The organism is Blastopirellula sediminis, from assembly GCF_020966755.1.
Taxonomy (GTDB): Bacteria; Planctomycetota; Planctomycetia; order Pirellulales; family Pirellulaceae; genus Blastopirellula; species Blastopirellula sediminis.
Map to the genome: position 1 here is coordinate 517,090 of NZ_JAJKFT010000004.1, position 23,383 is coordinate 540,472.

General features: G+C 57.9%; 14 protein-coding genes. 11 read left to right on the forward strand and 3 right to left on the reverse strand.

The window, feature by feature from the left end; all coding sequences use genetic code 11:
- Positions 1-13 precede the first annotated feature (13 nt).
- The 3 genes from LOC68_RS05845 to LOC68_RS28485 all read right to left on the reverse strand — a co-directional run bounded on the left by LOC68_RS05845 (position 14) and on the right by LOC68_RS28485 (position 3,316).
- The gene (locus LOC68_RS05845) at positions 14-595 is read right to left on the reverse strand and encodes a TetR/AcrR family transcriptional regulator (protein WP_230216700.1); all 582 of its coding nucleotides are present in this window, start codon (positions 593-595) and stop codon (positions 14-16) included.
- A gap of 193 nt (positions 596-788) precedes the next feature.
- On the reverse strand, positions 789-1,337 hold the full coding sequence (locus LOC68_RS05850) for a hypothetical protein (protein ID WP_230216702.1): 549 nt from the start codon (positions 1,335-1,337) through the stop codon (positions 789-791).
- Between the two features lie 674 nt (positions 1,338-2,011).
- The gene (locus tag LOC68_RS28485) at positions 2,012-3,316 is read right to left on the reverse strand and encodes a Gfo/Idh/MocA family protein (protein ID WP_230216704.1); all 1,305 of its coding nucleotides are present in this window, start codon (positions 3,314-3,316) and stop codon (positions 2,012-2,014) included.
- An 83-nt stretch (positions 3,317-3,399) separates the two neighbouring features.
- Here LOC68_RS28485 and rsmG point away from each other — a divergent pair, with 83 nt between their 5' ends.
- The 11 genes from rsmG (at position 3,400) to LOC68_RS05910 (ending at position 23,335) form a co-directional block, all read left to right on the forward strand.
- Positions 3,400-4,074 (forward strand): 16S rRNA (guanine(527)-N(7))-methyltransferase RsmG, encoded by a 675-nt coding sequence (rsmG, locus tag LOC68_RS05860; RefSeq protein ID WP_230216706.1) that lies wholly within the window; start codon positions 3,400-3,402, stop codon positions 4,072-4,074.
- A 198-nt stretch (positions 4,075-4,272) separates the two neighbouring features.
- Positions 4,273-5,994 (forward strand): GspE/PulE family protein, encoded by a 1,722-nt coding sequence (locus tag LOC68_RS05865; RefSeq protein ID WP_230216708.1) that lies wholly within the window; start codon positions 4,273-4,275, stop codon positions 5,992-5,994.
- A 405-nt stretch (positions 5,995-6,399) separates the two neighbouring features.
- The gene (locus LOC68_RS05870) at positions 6,400-7,509 is read left to right on the forward strand and encodes a type IV pilus twitching motility protein PilT (protein ID WP_230216710.1); all 1,110 of its coding nucleotides are present in this window, start codon (positions 6,400-6,402) and stop codon (positions 7,507-7,509) included.
- A 79-nt stretch (positions 7,510-7,588) separates the two neighbouring features.
- Positions 7,589-9,316 carry a GspE/PulE family protein gene (locus LOC68_RS05875; RefSeq protein ID WP_230216712.1) on the forward strand — a complete coding sequence of 576 codons (1,728 nt, stop codon included), beginning with the start codon at positions 7,589-7,591 and terminating at the stop codon, positions 9,314-9,316.
- A gap of 182 nt (positions 9,317-9,498) precedes the next feature.
- The gene (locus tag LOC68_RS05880) at positions 9,499-10,899 is read left to right on the forward strand and encodes a type II secretion system F family protein (protein ID WP_230216714.1); all 1,401 of its coding nucleotides are present in this window, start codon (positions 9,499-9,501) and stop codon (positions 10,897-10,899) included.
- Positions 10,900-11,025: 126 nt separating this feature from the next.
- A complete protein-coding gene (locus LOC68_RS05885; RefSeq protein WP_230216716.1) occupies positions 11,026-12,009 on the forward strand; it encodes a type II secretion system protein in 984 nt (327 codons plus the stop codon).
- Positions 12,009-13,172 carry a type II secretion system protein gene (locus LOC68_RS05890; protein WP_230216718.1) on the forward strand — a complete coding sequence of 388 codons (1,164 nt, stop codon included), beginning with the start codon at positions 12,009-12,011 and terminating at the stop codon, positions 13,170-13,172. The genes LOC68_RS05885 and LOC68_RS05890 overlap by 1 nt, the downstream gene beginning before the upstream one ends.
- Positions 13,169-14,359, forward strand: coding sequence for a prepilin-type N-terminal cleavage/methylation domain-containing protein (locus tag LOC68_RS05895; RefSeq protein ID WP_230216720.1), 1,191 nt, complete (start codon positions 13,169-13,171; stop codon positions 14,357-14,359). Before LOC68_RS05890 ends, LOC68_RS05895 begins: the two co-directional genes overlap by 4 nt.
- Before the next feature lie 25 nt (positions 14,360-14,384).
- Positions 14,385-15,749 carry a type IV pilus modification PilV family protein gene (locus LOC68_RS05900; protein ID WP_230216722.1) on the forward strand — a complete coding sequence of 455 codons (1,365 nt, stop codon included), beginning with the start codon at positions 14,385-14,387 and terminating at the stop codon, positions 15,747-15,749.
- A 142-nt stretch (positions 15,750-15,891) separates the two neighbouring features.
- Positions 15,892-21,732: a hypothetical protein gene (locus tag LOC68_RS05905; protein WP_230216724.1), complete on the forward strand. Its 5,841-nt coding sequence runs from the start codon at positions 15,892-15,894 to the stop codon at positions 21,730-21,732.
- 424 nt (positions 21,733-22,156) lie between these two features.
- Positions 22,157-23,335: a helix-turn-helix domain-containing protein gene (locus LOC68_RS05910; RefSeq protein ID WP_230216726.1), complete on the forward strand. Its 1,179-nt coding sequence runs from the start codon at positions 22,157-22,159 to the stop codon at positions 23,333-23,335.
- The last annotated feature ends 48 nt before the right edge of the window (positions 23,336-23,383 follow it).

Sequence of the window (23,383 nt, forward strand, 5' to 3'; positions counted from 1 at the left end):
CCCTGATGTTGTTTTAGTTGCGGACTTCAATCATGCGGCGCATCGACTCGCCGACCATTTCGACAAAGCGGCGCAGCGGCGGCTCGATTTCGCCGAACGCTTGGGCGCGAGCGACGCGCATCATCACGCCGTGGCATTGAATCGCCAGCAGCAGCGGATCCTCTTCACGCACGAGCCCCATTCGTTGCCCCCGCTCGATCACGCGCTGCATGGCGCTCGTGGCGGTCGGAAACTTGCTAGAGAGCTGCACGTGGACGCGGTCACCTAACTGCAGCGCCACGAAGTAGAGATCCCAGTCGTCGTCAAACAGGCCGAACGAGAGTTCGACGATCTGCTGAAGCTGCGCGAACGGGTCGCCGTCCGCTTCGGCGATTTCGGCGGCGGCACGTCCCAGCGGTTCGACCGCTCGCAGGATGAGCGTCTCGATCAGTTCGTCTTTGCTGGGGAAGTGGTAGTGAAGCGTCCCGTTGGAGACCCCGGCCCCTTGGGCGATTTGCCGGAGGTTGGTTTCGGCGATTCCATGCTTGGCGCACAGGCTGGCGGCGGCGCGCAAGATAGAGTCTTTGCGATCGGTAGGCGCAATGTTTTTGTTCACAAGTCTCAGCCAATTAGGCAGTTAAGGTTTTCTGTCGGGCGCACGCCCGAATACGCCTGAGAGTGTAAACGCCGGTCAGCCGCAAGAGTGTTGGAGAAAAGAGAATTTTTTAGAGGTAGCCGCTATGCCAGGCGCAGATCGGGGCGCCGGAGATCGCAACGGCGCCGCCGTTCACAGCTCAACCGACGGTCGCTCATCCAAAAAATAAGAACGATTCGAGCGGACCAACCAGCAATTCGAGGTTCGCTTTGAGAGCCTGGAGCCCGGTGCTGTTCAGGAGATAGTTTTCAAACGCGAAGCAATCGGGCGGGGTCGAATAGGTCCAAACGCAGAAGCCGACGCGGTATTTTCGAAATTGCATCCCGCCATCGTCGTCGGTTTCAAACTCCAGTTCCCCTTGGCCGATTTCGACCGACAAGCGATTGAGGATCACGTCGCCGTGCACTTCCGACGGAATCTCGGTCCGCTGGATTTCTTGCAATTGCTCGCCGAAGGCCGACGAATCTTCGTCGAGCACCAGCGTCGAATTGGGCAACAACAGCGGCGGCAGGCAATGCGGCGTTACCAGCAGATTTCGAACTTCGACGTCGACGCCGGGGCGATCGTCATGCGGATCAAAGGGGCGACGGAAAACCCACGTGATCGACTTCATGCCGAGCACTTCAGGCAGTTCCGCTGCGATGTAGCCAAGGTCGATCCCCTTCGCATCGCCGATGAGCCAGTAGGTGGTAGTAATCGACATGAAATCTATCCGTCGTTTCGCACGAGGCTTCCTCTTCGCGCTAAGACGCCATTGTGAAATAGATTAGAAGTCAGGATTCAGGCGCCCTCGCGATTGGGGGCGGCGAAAAGTGTAGCTGGTCACTATACTATTGCTGTTCCCTGTTTGCGAGGCATTCGCCGTGGCGGCGCCCTAATTATTTGTCGGCCGGGAAGATTGCGGAAAACGTCAGCAGGCTCGCGTCGCCGATGTCGCCGGGCGCAGCAGCAATCGAAAAGCGTTGCCGCCAGCTGGCGAGAATACCGCTGCGCACGCGTGGTGAAGAATCTAGGCCGTTGCGACGAGTCGGAAGAGACGAACTTCGTCATCAGCGTTGAAAAGACGGTCTACTCGGTTACTTAGTGCAAGAAAAACGGCGGCGGCCAGCCGTAGTGCATCGCGGAGAAGATTTTCTGCGAGACACTCAGTCGGCCGCGACTAGCGTTTCTTCGCCGGCTTTTTCCGTTCAAAGTTGAACTCGCCACCGTTGGGGGAGGCTTCGATTTCGCTCGGTTCGATTTCCATGCCGATGAACTTGCTCGGTGCGGCTTGCGCGGCGTCGAAGGTATCAGCCTGAAGGGGCGCACTGTTGTTGGAGGTGATTTTCGCGATTTAGCAGGCAGTCAGCTTTCGCTGGTTTGCGTTGGACGTACGAGCTACGACTCGCGGGGGAATTCCCATCCTTCGCGTTGACTGGTGGTGAGCAGCGCATTGGCTTCCGGTGAGTCGTCGAACTGCTTTGCCGCCTCGTTCCAGGTGACGTTGCCGTTCAAACGAACGGCGACGTTTCCAAGCAGGCATAGCGACGTGAGTTTTGCCCCGTAAGAGAAAGGGCACGTGGTTGTTCCGCCGCTGCGAATCGCGGCGAGCCACTCTTGGTGATGATTGTTGGGGTCTTCCATCGCCAGCGGCGAAAGTTGGAAGCCGTCGGTCGCAGTTCCCGGCACGATCTGGGGCATGCCGCCAAACTTGCCGGCGTAGACCTTCGCCTGCTCGGCGATGATCAGGATGCCGTCGTCAGGAACGTGTGCGACGCCGACCACTTCGGCGGATGGTTTTTGTCCGCCGTCGTACCAGGTGATTGGAATCGGCGCGGCGTCTTCGCAAGCGACCAGGTACTTCACCACGCTCCAGCTGGGAGGCGATTCGCTGGAACCGTCCCCCGAAGTTTCGACCGAGATTGCCGTCGGCGCGGTCAGGGGCAAGCCGCTGACGATTGGATCGAGCAAATGACAGCCGTTGTCTCCCAGCGCGCCGCTGCCGAAATCCCAGTGCCCGCGCCACTGCATCGGATGATAGCCGGGCGCATACGGTCGCATCGGCGATCCGCTGATCCAAAGATCCCAGTCAAGCCACTCCGGTATTGGAAATTCGCCGGTCGGACGAGAAACGCCCTGGGGCCAGAAGGGCGCCGTCGACCAGACGTGGATTGCGGCGATCTTACCGAGTTCGCCGGACTGCAAGATTTGTCGCAACCGGCGATAGCCTCGTTTGGCGTGATGCTGAACGCCGAACTGCGTGACGACTTGCGACTTGGCCGCGGCGGCGGCCATCGTTTGGCAATCGGCGTAATTGTTGGAGAGAGGCTTCTCGCAGTAGACGTGCAGGCCATGCTCGATCGCCAACAGACTGGCGAGGGCGTGCGTATGGTCGGGCGAACTGATCACCACGCCGTCGAGCTCGGCCGTAGCGAACATCTCGCGAAAGTCGCGGTAGTTGGCGGCGTTTGGAAAGCGGGATTTCGCCTCAGTAAGGTAGCGATCGTCGACGTCGCAGAGAGCGGCAACTTCTTCCCCTTGGCACAGGATCAGGTTGCTGAAGCCTTGATTACCGACCCCGATAAAGCCGAGCCGGAGCCGCTCGCTGGGCGATTTGGCCGAGATTGGCTGCGGCGCAGAGCCGGCGAAAAGGGCGGCGGAGCTTCCTAAAAGGAGCGTTCGACGGGAAATACGGTCGCTCACCGGGCGTTCCCCCTCTTGTCGCCAACTCCCTTAGGGCCGAATCTAATAGATTGGTTTCGCTCGCTTACACGAAGAGAATCGCTTTGAACGAAGTTCCCCCGCCGGCCCCGAAATTCGCCACGCTCCAGGAAGCGCTGACCGCGCATGGAGCGCCGCTCGACGAAGCGATCGCCGCTGAGCTCGATAGGTACGTGCAGGTGGTGTGGGAAATGAATCAAAGTTTGAATCTCACGCGTCATACCGACTACGACCGCTTCGTCGCGCGGGATGTGCTCGATAGTCTCGCTTTGGCGGGACAGCTGAAGCCGGGGGATGAGATCCTCGATCTCGGATCCGGCGGCGGCGTCCCCGGCGTCATCATCGCCATTCTACGCCCTGACGTTCAGGTTTCTTTGTGCGATTCGGTGACGAAAAAGGCGAAAGCGCTGGAAGAGATCGTCAGTCGTTTGGGACTTCCGGTCCCGGTCTACCATGCTCGAGCCGAGGATTTGCTCGAAGATTTCCGCTACAACGCGATCGTTTGTCGCGCCGTCGCCCCCCTGAAGAAGTTGCTGACATGGCTCGCCCCCCATTGGGCCTCTTTTGATCAGCTGCTGGCCATCAAGGGGGGGAAATGGGTCGAAGAACGGAACGAAGCCCGGCATTTCGGGCTGTTGAACAATCTTCAGCTCCGGAAAGAGGTCGAATACGAGACCCCAGGGAACGATCATCCGAGCGTGGTTTTGAAGATTTGGCCGGCTGGACGGAAAGAACCGTAAATTTCGGTCCATCTTCGACTTACCAATCGGTTGACGCGACTACTGTTTCCGAAGCATGATACATGATGAGGGAACTCGTCCTCGGGGATAATGCGCGCGACGTCCAAAGCTATTCTGACGTCGCTCCATTCCTTATATTCTGACTTTTCGTCAAAAACTGCGCTCGCAGCGACTTATCGCGTTCGGGAGGATTGCGCCTTGGCTGGAACACTCGGAGACTTCGCGGAAAATCTGATTCGACGTGGAATCGTCGGCCCCGATCAGCTGGCCGAAGCGGAGCAACTGGCGGACAAGAAAAAGATGCAGGTCCATGACGCGCTGGTCGCGCTCGGTTATGCGAGCGGCAGCGACGTGATGAAGGCGCTCGCCCAGGAGCACGGCCTCGAATACATCGACCTCGACTCGGTCCTGATCAACCCGTCGGCGGTCGAACTGGTTCCCGAATCGGTCGCCCGCGAAAACGTCATCATGCCGATGTCGGAAGAGGACGGGGCCCTGCGGGTGATCGTCAGCAACCCGTTCGACCTGGAGGCGTTCGATAAGCTCCGGTTTATCTTGAACCGCAAGGTCGAGATTGCCCTCGCCCCCCGCGAAAACATCCTGGAATCGATCAACCGCTATTACGGCCAGCAGGAAGGCGAATCGGCGGATACGATGCTCCAGGAATTCACCGATACGGCGATCGACTTTACCGACACGATGCAGGAGGACACCCAGACCTATTCCGAGGTCTCGGCGGTCGACGACAACTCGGCCCCGGTGGTCCGCCTGGTCCAGCTGATGATTAACGAGGCGGTCCAGCTGCGCGCCTCCGACATTCACGTCGAACCGTTTGAGGACCGGGTCCGGATTCGTTACCGGATCGACGGCGTGCTCGTCGAGCGGGATAGCCCCCCCCGGCGTATGTTGGGCGCGCTTATTTCGCGTATTAAGATTCTCGCCGGGATCGACATCGCCGAACGCCGCCGTTGTCAGGACGGTCGTATCAAGGCGGACGTTGGTACCAAAGAGATCGACCTTCGTGTCAATGTGATACCAACCAATCATGGTCAATCGATCGTGATGCGTATTCTGGATAAGGATAGTATTAAAGTGGGGATTCGGCAGCTTGGTCTGTCGGAAGCCTCCTTCCAGAAGTTCCAGAGTCTCATCAAACGGCCGAACGGCATCATTCTGGTTACCGGACCGACCGGTTCCGGAAAGACGACCACGCTCTACGCCGCGCTCAACGAATTGAACCGCCCTGACTGCAAGATCATCACGGCCGAGGATCCGGTCGAGTACTACTTGCCGGGGATCAATCAGACGCAGGTCCGCCACGACATCGGGCTCGACTTCGCCCGGATCATTCGCGCGATGTTGCGTCAGGCGCCGAATATCATCCTGGTGGGTGAAATGCGCGATCGTGAGACGGCTTCGATGGGAATTCAAGCATCTTTAACTGGACACTTGGTTTTCAGTACTCTACACACGAACGATGCGCCCGGTTCTATTACACGTCTGGTCGACATGGGGGTTCCCCCCTATCTCGTCGCGAGTACAATTATTGGGGTGCTTGCACAGCGTTTGGTGCGGATTATCTGCGACAAATGCAAGACGCCGTTTACCCCCAGCGACGCGGTTTTGGAGCAAGCCGGCATCTCTGCCGAGCAGGCTGCAACGGCCACGTTCATGAAGGGACGCGGCTGCGGCAACTGCCAGCGGAGCGGATATAAGGGACGTCGCGGTATCTTTGAATTGATGCCGATGTCCGCGAAAATCCGGGAGCTAGCGTTCGAGGGAGCGTCGACTCAAGAGATTCGGCGAGCCGCCGTTGGGCTGGGGATGGCGACGTTGTATGACGACGGCATCGTCAAAGCCATGAAGGGGCTCACCACCCTTGAGGAGGTGTTCCGCGTCGCTAAGCAAGTCGAGAAATAAACTCGGCGTATCCTACTCAGTTGTCGCAGCGGGTGTAGATTACGCCTGCGGGCAGGGTCGGACCGTTTTTGCGAAATGCGCCACAATTCTGGCCATTTCCTTGAGTTGGCTGGCCGCGACGTAAAAATGACAACGATCCGCCAGCTTTCCTATCCCTTTTCCATATACCTCATCCACGGAACAGAACGGATCGCACGACGACATATCCCTCTCCGAGGCGACGCCTCTGGTAGATGGCCCCGAATAGATGGTACGTCGAACGTGATTCATTCCTAAAACCAATACAGAACAGTGACCGGCGCGTCTTCCAAGGCGGAACTCTCGTTCGGCGCTCGCTGTCGTTTTGGCGTCCCTTTCGTCACTGGAAGTGATGCGTTTTCTTGTTGAACGCGTAAAAGGATTCGTATGGCAACGGTTCTGATCGACAAGCTGCTCCAAGCCGCCGTGAAGCAAGGCGCGAGCGATATTCATATAACCGTCGGACAGCCGCCGGTGTTTCGCTTGCATGGCCGGATGCGACAGCTCGATACGAAATCGCTCACTCCGGAAGACACCGTTTCGCTGATGAAGAGCATCTCGCCGGAACGCTGCCAGCGGGAGTTGCAGGAATCGGGAAGCGCGGACTTTGGTTTCGCGTTCAGCGACCTGGCCCGTTTCCGCGTGTCGGTCTTCCGTCAGCGCGGCAACATCTCGATGGTGTTGCGTCAGATTCCGAACTCGATGTTGACGCCGGAGCAGCTCGGCTTGCCGGACAAGGTGATCGAGCTTTGCAAGCGTCCGCGCGGTCTCTTCCTGGTGACGGGGCCGACCGGTTCCGGTAAGAGTACGACGCTCGCCAGCGTGATCAACAACATCAACGAGACGGTCGACCATCACATCATCACGATCGAAGACCCGATCGAATTTTATCACTACCACAAGAAGTCGACGGTCAATCAGCGTGAAGTGGGCGTGGACGTCCCCTCCTTCGCCGAAGCGATTCGTCGTGCGTTGCGTCAGGACCCGGACGTGATCCTCGTCGGCGAAATGCGCGACTTGGAAACGATTGAAGCGGCCATCACCGCGGCGGAAACGGGGCACGTGGTGTTCGGCACGCTCCATACCAACAGCGCCGCCGGTACGATCAACCGTATTATCGACGTGTTCCCGACCAACCAGCAGGACCAGATTCGCACGCAGCTGGGCGAAGGTTTGATCGGCGTGTTGTCGCAGACCCTTTGCCCCCGGATCGGCGGCGGTCGTTGTGCGGCTTACGAACTGCTCAACTGCACCTCCGGCATCAAGAACCTGATCCGCGAAAACAAAGTGTTCCGTATTCCGTCGATGATTCAGACCGGCGCCAAGCACGGCATGATCCTGATGGACGACTCCCTCTACAACTTGTGGAAAGCGGAGAAGGTGTCGCAGGAAGAAGCGCTGGGCAAAGCGCACGATCCGACGTCGCTGGCCAAGCGCATCGCCGACGCCCGACGCGGACTTGATTACGAAGAGCCGGCCGAATCGTCGGCTCACTAAATGCACAAGTGAAAAGCAGCCAAGACTTACTTCCCTCATCAAGACGTAGCTAAACAGCAGTAGCAGCAAGGACTTATCTATGGCGATTCGACGCCTGGGACAGATTCTGGTCGACTTAGGGTTCATCAGCGATGAACAGCTGGTGCTGCTGCTGGAAGAGCAGGAGCAACAAGCCGAGCATCAGCCGATCGGCAAAATCGCCGAAGACATGAACCTGATCACCGATGATCAGCTAGTTCAAGCGCTGGCCGAACAGCTCGGCATGCAGGTCATCAGTCTCGACGACGTGTCGATCCCTGGCGACCTGTTGGCTCGCGTCACCGAGCCGATGGCGCAGCTCTACAAGGTGATCCCGGTCGCGTTCGACGAAGACATGAACGAACTGACGGTCGCGACATGCGAACCGCAGAACTTGTCGACGCAGGACGAATTGCGGCAGTTCCTCGGCTATTCGATTCGGATCGTCGTCGCCACCGAACGCGATATCCAGAAGACGCTCGACCGCTATTACTCGCAAGACACCGAAAGCTTCGAGAGCCTGGTTCACGATCTCGAGGCGGACGCCAGTCTGGCGAAAGCGGCCCAGGCCCTGATGGGGGACGGCCCGATCGATATTACGGACGCCGAAGCGCTGGCCGACAGCGCCCCGGTCCGCAAGCTGCTGAACATGGTTCTGCTGATGGCGATCAAGGACCATGCGAGCGACATTCACTTTGAGCCGTTTGAAGAGGAATTCCGCATTCGCGTCAAAGCGGACGGCGTCCTCTTTGAAATGGTTCCGCCGCCGCGCCACTTGGCGTTTGCGATTACGACCCGCATCAAGGTGATGGCGGACCTCGACATCGCCGAACGCCGGATGCCGCAAGACGGCCGTATCGAATTAACCGTCGGCGGTCACCCGGTCGACCTTCGCGTTTCGGTGCTGCCGACGATGTTCGGCGAAAGCGTCGTTATGCGACTGTTGGATCGCAGCGTCGTGTCGCTCGACCTTGATAAGGTCGGCATGCATCCGGTGACGCTCAAAGAGTTCCGCAAGGTGATGGAACGCCCCAACGGCATCGTGCTGGTGACCGGTCCGACCGGCTCCGGCAAGACGACCACGTTGTATTCCGCCCTCAGCGAAATGAACGAGGTCTCCGACAAGATCATCACCACCGAAGAGCCGGTCGAATACGACATTGACGGCATCGTGCAGATCCCGATCGACGCCGACATCGGCAATACCTTCGCCAACTGCCTCCGCGCGATTTTGCGTCAAGATCCCGACACGATCCTGGTCGGCGAGATCCGCGATCGCGAGACCGCCGAAATCGCGATTCAAGCGTCGCTGACCGGGCACATGGTGTTCAGTACGCTCCACACCAACGACGCTCCTTCGACCGTGACTCGTTTGAAGGACATGGGAATCCCGACCTTTATGATCACGGCGACGGTCGAAGCGATTTTGGCGCAGCGTCTGGTGCGCCGAATCTGCAGCCAGTGCCGTGAAGAGACGACTCCCAGCAAAGACATGCTGTACGAACTGCAGATGAAGCCCGAAGAGTTGGCGGGCCGCAAGTTCTACAAAGGGGTCGGCTGCGAAAACTGCAACAACACCGGCTACAAGGGTCGTATCGGCCTTTACGAACTGCTCCTGATGAACGACGACATTCGCGACATGATCATGCGGAATGCGTCGACCGATGAAATCCGCGACGTCGCTCGCGGCTTTGGAATGACGACGCTTCGCGACGCCGGTATGAACCTGGCGTACGACGGTTTGACGACGATCGAAGAGGTCGTGCGCGAAACGGTGCTCGAAGCGTAGTTGTGAAAAACGTCTTGTGCTCGCCGCGAACTGCCGCCAGCACAGGAAAAATTAAGAAACAAACACGTTGAATTCATAAGAACTGAGCGACAGGGCGAAATAATCGCCCAGCTCCCAATTCCCTTCGAAAAGCGCGACCAGCCGCGCCGCTCGACAAACCAGGCTGCACGCGGGAAAAGATCATGCCTACCTATCAATTCGAAGCGATGGACACCGAGGGTCAGGAGATCCGCGATGTGATTGATGCGCCGACCGAAGATGAAGCGGTGGCCACTATACGCCAGATGGGCTACTTCATCACCCGCATTTCTGAAAAGAAACAGCGGGCGGCGAGCGACGCGAAGAAACGGAAGCAGCAAGGTCGCACCTTTGCGATCGGCGGCGTCAGCAGTCGGCAACTGACCACCTTCACGCGTCAGTTGGCGATTCTGCAAAACGCCGGTCTGCCGATTCTCCGCAGCTTGAAGATTCTCGAGAAACAGTCGAAGCCGGGACGTCTCAAGAACTCGCTGATGGACGTCTGCGAAGACATTGAGTCGGGCGCCGGGCTCTCGGAAGCGATGGCCAAGTGCCCGAAGTGCTTCACCCGCTTGTACGTCAACATGATCAAAGCCGGCGAGGCGGGCGGCGCCTTGGAAGTGATTCTGCTCCGCTTGGCCGACTTCATGGAACGTGACGAAGACCTGAAACGCAAGGTCAAAGGCGCCATGATTTACCCCGCGGTGGTTATCACCGTGGCGGTCGGTATTTTGACCTTCATCATGATCAAGATCGTGCCGGTGTTTAAGCAGATCTTCGACGACTTCGAATTGGATCTGCCGCCGCCGACGCAGCTGCTGATCACCATGTCGACGGCGATCGTTAACTACTGGTACGTGATCCCGCTCATCCCGATGGCGATCGTGCTGTTTATCAAACTGCTACGAAAGTTCAAACATGGCCGAATGGGCTGGGACTTGTTCTTCTTGAACATTCCGATCGCCGGCCGTTTGCAAGAGAAGAACATCCTGGCGCGTACCACTCGTACCCTGGGAACGTTGATCGCTTCCGGCGTGCCGATCCTCGAATGCTTGAACATCGCCCGCGATACGTCGGGGCACGCGATGTTTGAGAAGATGTATCACAACGTCGCCGAGTCGATTAAAGAAGGGGAATCGATCTTCAAGCCGATGGAAGAAAACGCGCGAGCGCCGTTCCATCCGGTCGCCCTCTTCCTGTGGATGCTCTTCCCGGCCCTGCCGGCGTTCGGCCTGATGGTCGTGCCGGGGGATGTGTCGCAGTACGCTCCGCAGGCGATCGCCGTTTGTGCGGTCTGCGGCGCCCTGTGGTACTTCATGCGAATGAAACGCCGCGTCATCGAATTGTTCGTGACGAACATGATCGACGTGGGTGAAGAAACGGGCGAACTCGACACGATGTTGTTCAAGGTCGCCGATACCTACGACGAAGACGTGAAAGTGATGACCGAGTCGCTGACCAAGCTGTTGGAGCCGATCTTGATCGTGTTCCTCGGGGTGTCAGTCGGCTTCATCGTCGTCTCGCTCTTCTTGCCGCTGGTTAGCTTGATTCAAAACCTGTCGTAACCCTTGTCATCGCGGGGAGAGGACGCTCGCCAGCCGTCCTCTCTCTGGCGCCAAATCCAACTCCGTCATCCCCTTAGGAACGAACCGCGGCATCGACGCCGACGCGTTTACCAGGAAAGGTTCGCCATGAATACTCGGGCATTTGCAAAACCACGCGGGTTCACGCTCGTCGAACTGTTGGTCGTCATCACGATCATCGGCATCCTGGCCGGGTTGGCGCTGGTGGCGATTCCGGGCGCTGTCTCGCGGGTGAAGGAAGGTGGGATCACCGCCGAAATCGCGCAGATGGATTCTGCGCTCAAGTTGTTTAAGAACGACTATGGGGCATTCCCGCCGGACGGGAATGCGCCGTTTCTTCAGGCCAAGGGCACTACTCGCCCTCCTGAGTTCAATTCGTTTCTAAACCGACTCTTTCCGCGGCGAAATCGCGCCGGCGACCTTCCTCTGACACAGAAGCAAGTACAGAACATGTTGGACGCTGGAATGATTAATCCAGATGTTGTGGATGCGACGAATTCGTCGACTTACCCGGTACTAGACAACCTAGGTTCGACCGAAGCGTTTGTGCTGTTCCTGATGGGTATGAGCAGCGACGCAGAGTATCCATTGACCGGCGGTGGCGATCGTAAGCGATACTTCGAATTCGCACGGGAACGGTTAGTCGACGCAGAAGGCGATGGATGGTACTCCTATTTGCCCGCGAGTAGCGACGCCCCATACGTCTACTTTTGCGCTTCGCGTTACGGCGCTATTGACGCAGTCGGCAATCCGGCGGCAGACGCTTTTGCTCGATCTGCTGGGACCGGAAGCGGTACAGGTGAAGCACGTCCTTATGTTGAATTGGTAGGAAGTGGTTCAACCGGCAGAATTCAGTTCGTTAATAAAGATTCATTTCAATTAATTTGTGCGGGAATTGACGGGAATTACGGCACTTTTACGTCGACTCCTGGAACAGCGACAGCAATGGCTACTACGACGAAGCTTTATCCTTCAGGATTGGGGATGTCGTCCGGTACGCATGCTGGATCGATCGAGCCCTACACGACTGAAGATCGCGACAACATCACCAACTTCGCTCAGGGGCCGCTGCGTAACAAGGAGCCGGAATAATGTTGCGTAACGACGCGCGAAACGACCGCCGCCGGCGGACCGCCGTTCGACGCGGGTTTACGCTGGTCGAAATGTTGGTGGTGGTGACGATCCTCGGCCTGCTGTCGGGCATGGTCCTGGTCGCCCTGGCCGGCGCCGCTGAATCGGCCCGCGAAGCGCGGACGCGCACGCAGATCGCGAAGCTCAACGAGTTCATCATGAACAAGTATGAGAGTTTTCGGACGCGGCGCACGCCGCAGCCATCGACGAGTTCGGCGTTCGATCTCGGTAGATTTGACAAGAATGGCGATCTTAAGTTCTCGGCGAGGGAAATTCAGGGAGCGCGCGTCGACAATATCCGGGGCCTGATGGTTCAGGAACTCCCAGATCGCAAGACCGATTTACAAACGCCATACGCGCCCGGGGGCGCATTCACCGCGACTTATGCGCGACATCAAAGGGCAGTGATGGCGTTTCGTAATGCGAGCGACTGGCCGACCGCCTATGCGGGATGGTCGGAGGAAAATCAGCAATCGGAGTGTCTCTACCTGATCTTGGCGTCGATCACGGACGGGGAAACAAACGCAACTGAGTTCTTGCACGACAGCGAGATCGGCGACACCGATGACGACGGCGTTCCTGAAGTGCTGGATGGTTGGGGAAACCCGATCGCGTTTTTGCGATGGCCGCAAGGGTATATCGGCTTTGAAAGCTCGCTGCAAGATATTCGGACTTTCGACTCGTTTGATCCTTTGCGAACTCGGACCCAGACGGTGCAGATCGGCACAAGCTATCGGCCGCAATATCACCCGCTTGATCCAAATACCTCAGCGCCAACGACTTTCCTGAATTTCAATTTGACTCCCTTGATCGTCTCCGCCGGCAAAGACGGGATCTTTGACATAATGGGGGACGATTCGGCGACGAGCGGTGGGTTTGATACGGCGCATGGAATTACCGGCAACGGCGGAACGGGGCCTGTTCGATATATGCCCTATCCGATTCCGATGATTCCGCCTCCGATCAATCCCTATTCGCCGACCGTTCGTGATGACCTTCAATTTACTGGCGCCAATGGCGCGGTTGGCGTTGGCGCCGTGCGTGACGTCAACGGCGACGGCTACGACAATTCGATCGACAACATCAGTAGTCACTACCTGGTTGTCGGAGGTAACGCCCCATGATTGGTCTGAAGTTTACAGCAGCCCCGAATCGTCGCGGCGTTACGCTGGTCGAATTGCTGGTGGTCGTCACGCTGTTGTCGATCTTGCTCGGCATTGCGGCGACGGCCGCTCGGACCGGTACGCGTGGGAAGAAACAGCGCGAAGCGGCCCGGCAGGTGAACGCCTTCCTGGCCGGCGCTCGGACGCGCGCGGTCGAACTGGGCCGTTCGGTCGGCGTAGAGATCGTCAACAATCGCCCCAACGAACCGCAGGCCGGCATTACGCTGTTCATGGTCGAGACCCCGCCTGCTTATGCGGGTGACACGACCTCCGCCGTGTGCGAGATGACCGAAAAGCCTTCCGCGGCGCTCGGGGGACGTACCGCCACGTTACGCTTCAACATTTCGACGACCTCTCTCTTGTATGACGATAACTTCCTGAAGGTGAACGACGTCGTTTTTCTCGGTTACAGCAAACAGCCCTATCGCGTCGCTCAGGTCAATCCACTCGATAACATGTCCACCCCTGTGACGCGGTCGGTGGTCATCGCTTGGAATGTCGATCAGCCCGCGCCCCTTTCCTGGATCGGCGCGTCCGGCGTGTTTATGGCGCCATATCCAACATCGACGTTCAGAATCTACCGTCAGCCGCAGCGGAACAACGTTTCGCCGCTGCAAATGCCGACCGGTTCGTGCATTGACCTCTTGTTCTCGGGACTGGGAACGACCGGACAAGAGTTGCGATCGTACGACGACACCAACTCGGCGGTTCCGGACGAGTCGTACCCCAAGATCATGTTTAGCCCCAACGGTACCGTCGACGCCTTTTACGTTCAGCCGAAGGGGACCGCGGCGACAACTTCGATTGCCACCGCCTCCGGACTCCCGACGGGAAATATCAATTTGCTGATCGGTCGCTATGAAAAGGTGATCGCGGTTCGCGAGGCTGGCTTTAATGGCGTTTCCATCGCATCGGCAGGGAACGCTGCGACTGGACCGATCTACGCCATTTTCAATTCGCCCTCGAGCAACGAAACGAATATCGCCGATCCCGAGGCGTTTTGGGTTTCGATCAACCGCCTGACCGGGCATATCGTCACGTCGAACAACGCCATGGTCAATGATCCGGCGAGCTCTCCTTCGGACGACGCTTTGTTGGCCGCGGCGCGGCGCTTCGCCAAGCAGGCTCAGAGCATCTCGGGTCGATAACCGAACACCAACTTAGCGTAACGCAATGATGAATACGAAGCAGCCAACTCGAACTCGTCCGCACGGCATCACGCTGGTCGAAGTGTTGATGTCGACGATGGTCGTGATGCTCGGGATTCTCGGTTTGATCTCGCTGATCCCGCTGGGAAGCCATTTGGCCGAACGCGGGACCCGGAGCGATCGGATCGCGAGCGTCGGTCGGCGTGTTTACCGCGATGTGATCATCCGCCGCGTCTTGAATCCTGCGGTGTGGCTTGATCCTCCCATTATTTCGGTTGATCCCATGACGAACGCCGTGTACGGCGGCCAGCAAAGTTTCCTGGGGACGAACCGGACGCTGCCGGTACGGCAAGCCTATCTGATCGATCCGATGATGTACGACTTCAGCAGCCTCGAATTCAATGCGTCGTTTCCGGCGTTTAACGATCCGCGGAGAAATTTTCCGCTGACTCCGCTCGTCTATCCCTCCCCCGAGGATCCGCAATTTCCCCTTATTCAGATGCGTCGTCTCTCCCTGGGGGCGGCGACTACGAACTTTCCCATGATGAACAGTCGCGCCGAATTGGCGTTCGTCTCCGACGACGACTATGGCGTCGGCAATTCGGGCGGGTACGTTCGTCCCAAGGAACGAGATAATCCGCTGGTACAACAGTTCTTCCAGCGAGAAATCGACGGCGTTCCCGATCTGACGGCGGCCGACAACGTCCGTCGCCAAACGTTGGGGACCTATAGCTGGGCGATCATGTTGGTGCCGGAACTGTATGCCACGGATTTGTCGTATCCGATTATGGCCCCGGATATGTTCCCGCCGATCAGCTCCGGCGGTTTAGCGAACGCTTACATTAAAATCCCTTCCACCGACATTTACACGATGTCGACGATCATTTTTCAGAATCGTGCCGGCGATATTCCGACGGCGGAAGACTACCCGACGGCGACCGTGACTCCGTCTTATGCTGGCGATCCGACTCGATACCGTAACAACGAACGGGTCTTCTATGTGGTCCCGGGCAGCTTTATCAGTGGTGGAGCGACGACCGGAGAGATCCAATTGGCGACGGTTCCAGGCGATGCTGCAACCGCGACCGACGCGGACGTACGTCTCGATCTGAAAGTCGGCGAGTGGATTTGCCTGGCCAAACGGGTGGAAGCGCTTGACGCCTCCAATAATCCAGTGGCATACGTTGGCGACGTTTTCAAATGGTATCGCATCGTGGCTCGTGACGATGCGATCGATAGCCTTAGCGGTGGACAATATGGGCGGCGTTTTTCGATCGATGGGCCGGATTGGAACTCTGATCCAGCGCAAACTCCAACGCAGGCGATTTACATGCAAGATGTCGTCGGCGTTTACGAACGAAAAGTTCGCCTAGAGACGGGCACATTTTAGCAGCCGTATTTTTGTCGAACTCCTTTTCCTCAGAACTACTCAAACCAGCAAATCGAGCGGCCCGGTCGGGGCGGCTTGACCAAAATAACGTCGACGCTTTGCGGGGGCTGGCGTCGCGATTGCGAAAGCAAAGGTATTACCCATGAATCGGAAGCGGACGCCCCGTCGCGGGGCTATCTTGCTCGTCGTCCTCAGCGTCCTGGTGCTGTTCGCCCTGGTCGGAATTACGTTCGTCGTAACGGCGGGCCAGTTCTACCGGGCCGCCGCCGCCGGACGTAACAATCCTGTGAACATCGACGAGCCGACGACCGATGCGGACTCGTTGATAATGGACGTCTTGCGCGGGCCCAAGCTGGGAACCTCAAGTGCGTTGCTCGGCCCCGACCTGTTGCGCGATTTGTATGGCCGCGAATCGCGGCGCGGAACGATTTCGACGGTTCGCAGCGCAACGTTTCCTTCCGCCAATCCCGACGTTACGGAAGACATGGTCTTCATGCTCGTCACGCCGAAGACCGGCACTAGCTTTGTGCCGATCGAAAACTATTACGACGGGTGCGTGATGACGTTTCTGGACGGCGATGCGAAAGACTGCAGCGTGCGGATCTTGAAATACGACATGACCGACATCAATAACGACGGCGTCTACGATTGGTTTGGGTTTTACGTCGAGGCTCCGACTTACAAAGCGCGGGTTAACGCGCCTCAAAATGACGTCCTGATACCGGCGGCCAACGACACGGTGCTGATCAACGGTCGACCGTTCAGCGGGACTGGTTTCGGTTACAGCGATATCAGTCGGTCGTATCGCAACGGCGCTTCGCTCCGGTTGATGGACAGCATTGGCGACATCACGACGGCGGCCGGGCCGGCGATGCAGTTGCCGGTCGCGCTGATGCCGAACTTCTCCGCATACGCCGCGGACGGCGTGGTGACGGATCCGTTCGTTGCGCTTGCTCCCCCTCAAAATCAACGGTTTGTCGACCACGGCGGCGCCGACGAACCGTGGGACGCGCCCGACTACCAGAACATGGCGCTCTCTTATTACTTCAACAATGGGGTTCCAGACCCATTGAACGGCTCGAACGACGTTTTGCCGTCGTATCATCGTCCCGACTTGATCGCCTATTGGTACAAGCGATTGTCGAAAGAATGGTCGGACACGACGAACAACGACGGCTTCGCCGATCTAACCGCCGTTCAGCGGGCAGAAATGTGGTTGCATCCCTACGGCGCCGACAATATTCGCAATAACTCGGACGATGTCGGGGTCGTCGATTTCAACACATTTCCCTTGGCCCATCGCGACGCTCTGGTTGAACTGAAACGCCGGATCATTTTGCGTCCGCTCGTCGAAGACAACCCGAACTTCAACGGCAGCAATCCTGGCTACAATCACACGCGATTTTCGGACATTGCCGCTCTTAGCGCCGGTCTGCAGTGGGACGTCGATAATGACAGAGACGGCATTCCAGACAGCATTTGGATTGATCCCGGTTTTCCGATTGCGACCGACAAAGATGGACGTCGCTATAAGAAGCTGGCGGCGATTCTGGTGCAGGATCAGGATGGTCGTTTGAATCTGAATGCGGCTGGTTTTTACACGCAGTTTCAAACGCTTGATCCAGCCAATTATGTCTATACGCTCATCCCGACGGACGGTACCGGCACTTCGGTCATCAACGCGCCGCTTTACTCGGCGAACGCTTCGAATGACATGAAGCGGCTGTTGGGCGTTGGATACGGTCCGGCCGATCTCGACTTGCGGCGTTTGTTCAACCCGCCGGCGCCGGCGACGCCAATCCCCTCCGGTCCTGAAGAGCTCTACAACATTCTGGCGAGTCGCTACGGACGTGATAACAATCCGAAGTCGGTATTGCCGGGCAAAGATGGAACCCGCGATTACAGCAACGAACGTTTGGAACTTTATACCGAGATCGGTTTGCCGCTGGCGTGGGGCACGAGCGGAATCGGCGAAGCGTATGGTTCGTATCCGCTGATCGCGGACGGGGGGATGAGCTACCTGGACTATACGGGACGTTTGCGCATCGTCTCGAGTCCGATTTCCTATGCTGGGGTGACGATTACGAACTCGGTGGATGATCCTTACGAATTGAACCTGGTTCATCCGCAAGGGACTGACGCGCCGTTTTCGGCATCCGACCTGGAAGCTCTGCTCCGCCGGAACGACTACGACGGCAACTATCTGTCGTCTCGGTTGCAGTTTGAAGCTCCGGTCGTGTTGGCCAACGCTGGTCGTCGCGCCGCGTTGACGACGCATAGCTTTAGTATGAAGACCCTCCCCGCGCCGCCGATTCCGCTCGATTTGCGTCCGGCGTTTACCCCGGACGCATCGGTCACGATACGGCCGCAAATTGCCGGGGACCAAATTAACGGCGGCCGAGCGCAAGCTAATTCCGGGACCTGGTCCGGTTCGACGCCGACGATTTACGAATTGGCGTGCGAACGAGCTCGCCGCGCGCTGCATGACGACGAGCGCGATGCGGGCGGCGGCGTCGTGACCCCGTACATGGTCGACATCGTCGTCGCTTCGACGTTGCCGTTTGAAGTGATTAAAGGCAGTCCAATGGACTTGAATCGCTTGTTCCGCAGCCCGGTCAATGGCGTCGATGAAGATACCGACGGTGCGACGGACGAATACAACGAGCAAATCAACTTGCCCAATCTCGGGAACTACAACCCTCGGTATGTGAACGACTATGGCAACGACCGCTACGAAAGCTCGATAGCGTCGGCCGGAGACTATCGCAATCGAGCGCTCCGAGCGTCCAGCGCCGATCAACGGTTTGTGCCGACGTTCCCCAAGCAACTTTACGCGCGGCATCTGTTCTGCCTGGCGTTGTTGTTGCATGACGCAGGGTACGAGTTGCCGCTGTTGGAGTCGGCGGAGAACGCGGGCTTTACTGCGGAGCAACGACGTGAGCTGACCGTTCGTCGGTTGGCGCAATGGGCGATCAACGTCGTCGACTTCCGGGACAATGACGCGATCATGACGCCGTTTGAGTATGACGCCAATCCGTTTGACGGCTGGGGGGTCGACGGCGACTTGATTTCGGACGAATCGCAGGCGCCTTACAACCTTGAGGATCGCCGCATCGTGTGGGGCGCTGAGCAGCCCGACGTGTTGATTACGGAAACCCTCAATACGCATGATCGCCGCGTCAAAGATACGGACTTCGACGACAGCGCCAATGCGATGAACATGAAGAAATTGGGAAGCGGCGATCTGTCGATGGATCAGTATCGCATTCCCCAAGGTTCGACCTTCATCGAGTTGTACATGGCTCGAAATCTGCCCTATAGCAGCTCGGTCGGCAACGCCACGAAGCTGCCGGCGGAACTTTACAACCTTTCGACCGGCAGGCTGCAACTTGGGAAGCTCGCCCCGAACGGCGCTCCGGTTTGGCGCATGGTGGTGACCAAGAACCAGTCCGCCGCCGGCGACAAGCTGTTGGGACAAATCAAGGACGCCAATGATCGCGTCAATACGATCATGTTTCAGCCGAACGAGGCTCCGCTCAGCGGCACGGTCGCCGACCCCGCGAAGTTTAACGTTTTGAATGGGACGGGCGCTTCCGATCCGCTGTTGGAGATTGATCGCGTCTTCTGGTTTACCAGCGCCACTCTTCCCGGCTCCTTGTCCTATCTCAACGACGTCTCGTTTAAGTATCGCGACCCTGGCACGCTGGAAGTGGCGCCCAATCGCTTCTTTGTGGCTGGTCCGCGTCCGGTTACCTACTTTGGATCCGCGCCAGACGCGGCGTCAACGTATGTTGCGGACATCAACACGGTCGGTGGTCATTATCTTCAGCTAGGGCCGGTCTCTTGGACGAATCCCGCCCTCGCCAATCCCGCGTCGAACGTTGGGTATACGACGGCGATCCCTGGGGACGCCTATCCCGCTTCGACGGCGATCCAAGGAGTGAACTACGGCATCTTCACGGCGCCCGTGCCGACAGGTTGGGCGACGCCGACGCCGACGGTGGACCCGGATGAACTGACGGCGCCTGCCTCGGGCGCGGACGTCGGGATGAATATTTCCGAGCCGTTGCCGGCTGGCGGAAGTTACTACAAGGAGCCGATTGATCCCCAAGGGGAAGTTTTGCGACTTGGTCATTATTCGGAAGCGAATCCGATTGACGATACCAATATGCCCGCGACGCAAATTCCGGACGATCCTTTCGACAGCAAGACGGGCGCTCCGCTGAAGGACGCCGGAGCGCTGGCGACCGGCACGTACAAGGATTTCAAGGGCTTGCTGTTGCAACGTCTGGCTGATCCGACGCGCGAGTATGATCCGGCCTACAACCCGTATATCACCGTCGACTGGGCGTCGCTCGATCTGCAAGTCTTCAATGGCGAAGATCACAATGGAGCGCACTCGGCGAATCCTGATCCGGAAGACGGCAACGGGGACAACGGCAATGCGATCCAATTCGGTTCGCTACAGCGCGGCGTCCGCAACACGGACCCAATCACCGGACGTCCGGACGGCAACGTCCTGGGTTGGGTGGCGAGCGCCGGCAATCTCGTCGACCGAGCCAATCGCACGATCTCGCAGACTTCGACGGAAGGGTACGTCTCTGGAACGACCCCAACGCCGCGCGACGCTTTGTTTACTGTCGGCGGGCAGCAAGAGCACTTTGCTCGGGCGCTGAAGCACTCGATCGGCTATGTGAACAAGAGCTTGGGAATTCCGCTTCCCGGCGGAAATAATCAGGCGGCCGAATACGTCGGTTCGCCGGTGAACGGCGTCGGTCCCGTTGATCCGATTCCATACGCCTTCCTGCACTGGCCGGACAGTCCATTCGTGTCGGCGCACGATTTGATGTTGGTTCCGACGTCGGCGCCCCAACGGCTGACGCTGGAGTATTCGTTATTTAACGCGAACACGAACATTGATCAGTATGGGGGAGCCGATCCCGCGGATGATGTTGAACAGGCCAAGGACTACCTTGGTCGGTTTGGCGGTTTGTTCAACTTCTTCGACTCGCGGTACTCATACGACATCGGCTCCGGTTCGACAGGCGGCCAATATCAGCGTCGCTCTCACATGAATCGATTGTTCGATTACGTGAATGTGCCGTCCCGATTCGTCGGTACGGAGAGGTACTACAACGCCGCCGACTATACCGGTAGCACGCTGACGGACAACATGACCAGCGTCAACGATTCTCGCGACGGCTTCCGGTTCCCCTTCAACAAGCGAAGCGAGTATCGCGATCCGGGAAAAGTGAACCTGAACACGATGGCGAGCGGCTACGTCTTTAACGCGATTTTTGATCCGAACTATTTCCAAGACGCGAATGTCGGCTTCCCAGACTGGACGGCGTTCCAGCAGAGTCGTGCGGGTAGCGACGGTTCGGATCGGTTCAACTCGTCGGCGCGCGATTTCCCGTCGTGGTTCGCCAATCCGTTCCGATCGGCGGGCGCAAGCGATATGATGCCGCCGATCGAACCGCTGAATGCGACGCCGACCTACAACAACGCGTTGCGAGTTTCCGAAGTTGATGCGACGGTTTTGCGATCGAAGAAGCTGCTCGTCGATTCGGCGGGTACGACTCACACGATCGGAACGAATACCGGCGATCAGCCGTTGTTTGGTTTTACGACGCCGAATCCGGCATCCGCCGCGGCCGGTTCGCTCAGCACGCGATATAACGACGCCACGATCAGCCCCGCGAATCGCTACCAGGGGATTCGCCGGTTGGATAACCTCACCACCAACCAGTCCAACGTTTACGCCGTCTGGATCACCCTCGGGTACTTCGAGGTTGAACCGACGCCGATCAGCCCGGTTCATCCCGATGGATGGCGGCTGGGTCAGGAACTGGGGAGCGATATCGGTGAGGTCGAGCGGCATCGGTCCTTCTACTTGATTGATCGTTCGATTCCGGTCGGCTACGAGCCGGGTGAAGATCACAACGTGGAGGACGCGATTTTGCTGAAGCGTCGGATCGACTAAGTCGCTGACCAGGAAACTTATTTGCGTGCTAATCAACTGCCGTCCCGTTTGGGGCGGCAGTTTTTTTGTAGCCAGAAGTTGAAATCGCCCGAAGGAGGATATGCCGGCATTGCGCAGCTTGCGTGGATTGCCTCGCCGAAGCCCTTACACATTAGCGACTTTCGACATCTCTGGGATAAATAGCTAAAATTGCTCGTAAGTTTCTAGAGAATAATGACTTAAGCGACATTTGGTTAAGGTGGAAGGACCGATTGTGAGGAGGGTTGTTGTGAATTTTTTGCACTTTAAATCAAAGGCGGTGTTTCCACCGTTGATTTCAATGGCGGAGTAATGCACATTATGTATGTGAGCCTTGTGTCTAGTTGGGGTTATTGCTCACTTACGGCGAATTGATTGTTCGCCTTCAATCAGCAGGAGCTTGTCGATGAAATTCTCCTTTCGTCTCGCGGAACTTCTGAATCACTCACCCGACCCGAAAAAGCGGCCGGGGACGATCAAGGCGATTTGCGACTACACGGGACTCGATCGTCATCAAGTCTCGTCGCTGTTGAAGAACGAAGCGAAGTACATTCCGCTGACAGCGCTGTCGCAGTTGTGCGACTTTTTGATCAAACACGGATATGCCGACGCCGGCCAATTGCCAGGCTCCCTGTTCTCGGTCGAACCGGAGAACTTCTGGGAACTGCTAGCTCGCCGCCGCCGCATCGAAATGTGCTTGGGCGTTCGTGCGGACGAGAACTGGCCCGAAGGCGCCTGGGTGGTCGCGTCCGATACGATCCTGCAAGGGGAACTGCTGACCGGCATTTCGACCCTGGGTGGGACCGCGAAGTACCAGCGCAATCACCAGACGATGCCGGAACCGGTAATGCTGAACGAAATGGGCGAGCAGATTTTCGACGCTCCCATTCCGCAGCCGGAAGACTTGTTCCAAACGCTCGTCTGGGCGCCGGGACAGGCCGACAACGAAGAAGTCCATTCTCGGGCCAACGAAGTCTATCAAAACTTCCACGCCGCCCAGGGAGACAAAGCGCTGATCTGCCTCGGCAGTATCCGCAGCAACCCGGTCGTCGAAATCTCGATGGCCAGCATCTTCAACTGCGAACCGTACATCAGCCAGGACGAGGTCGAAAAGCCGAGCGATCGCGCCGTGCCGATCTACCTGCGTCATCGCGAAAAGAACGTCGAACATCCGGAATCGTGCAGCGGCGGCAAGCGGCTGTCGAAGACCGAAACGCCGGAGACTCCGGGCTTCTACTACGAGACGGCTGACGGCTCGTGGAAGTGCGCCAAATGGGATGAAACGACCTGGGAGCCGGCTTACGTTCTGTACGCCTATCACGAATCGCAAGGTCGACTCGAAATGTCGCTCGGCGGTTACTCGGGCCGCGGCACGCGATTGCTCGCCAAGACGCTGTCGAGCCGTCCCGAAGAACTGTGGCCCCCGGTTTACACCACCGGCGGCGTGCAGATCGGCGCCTACATCGTTCAGTACGAACTGAAGAAGCAAAAGAAGAACCGCAGCGTCCTGACCGCCGATTACTCGGCGACCACCAAAGTGATTCCCATCGATCCCGAAGTGATCCATCGCCGAATTCACGGCTAACAGCCGCTGCTGCCAAATCGAAAAGCTGAACGGATCGCCGCTGCAAAC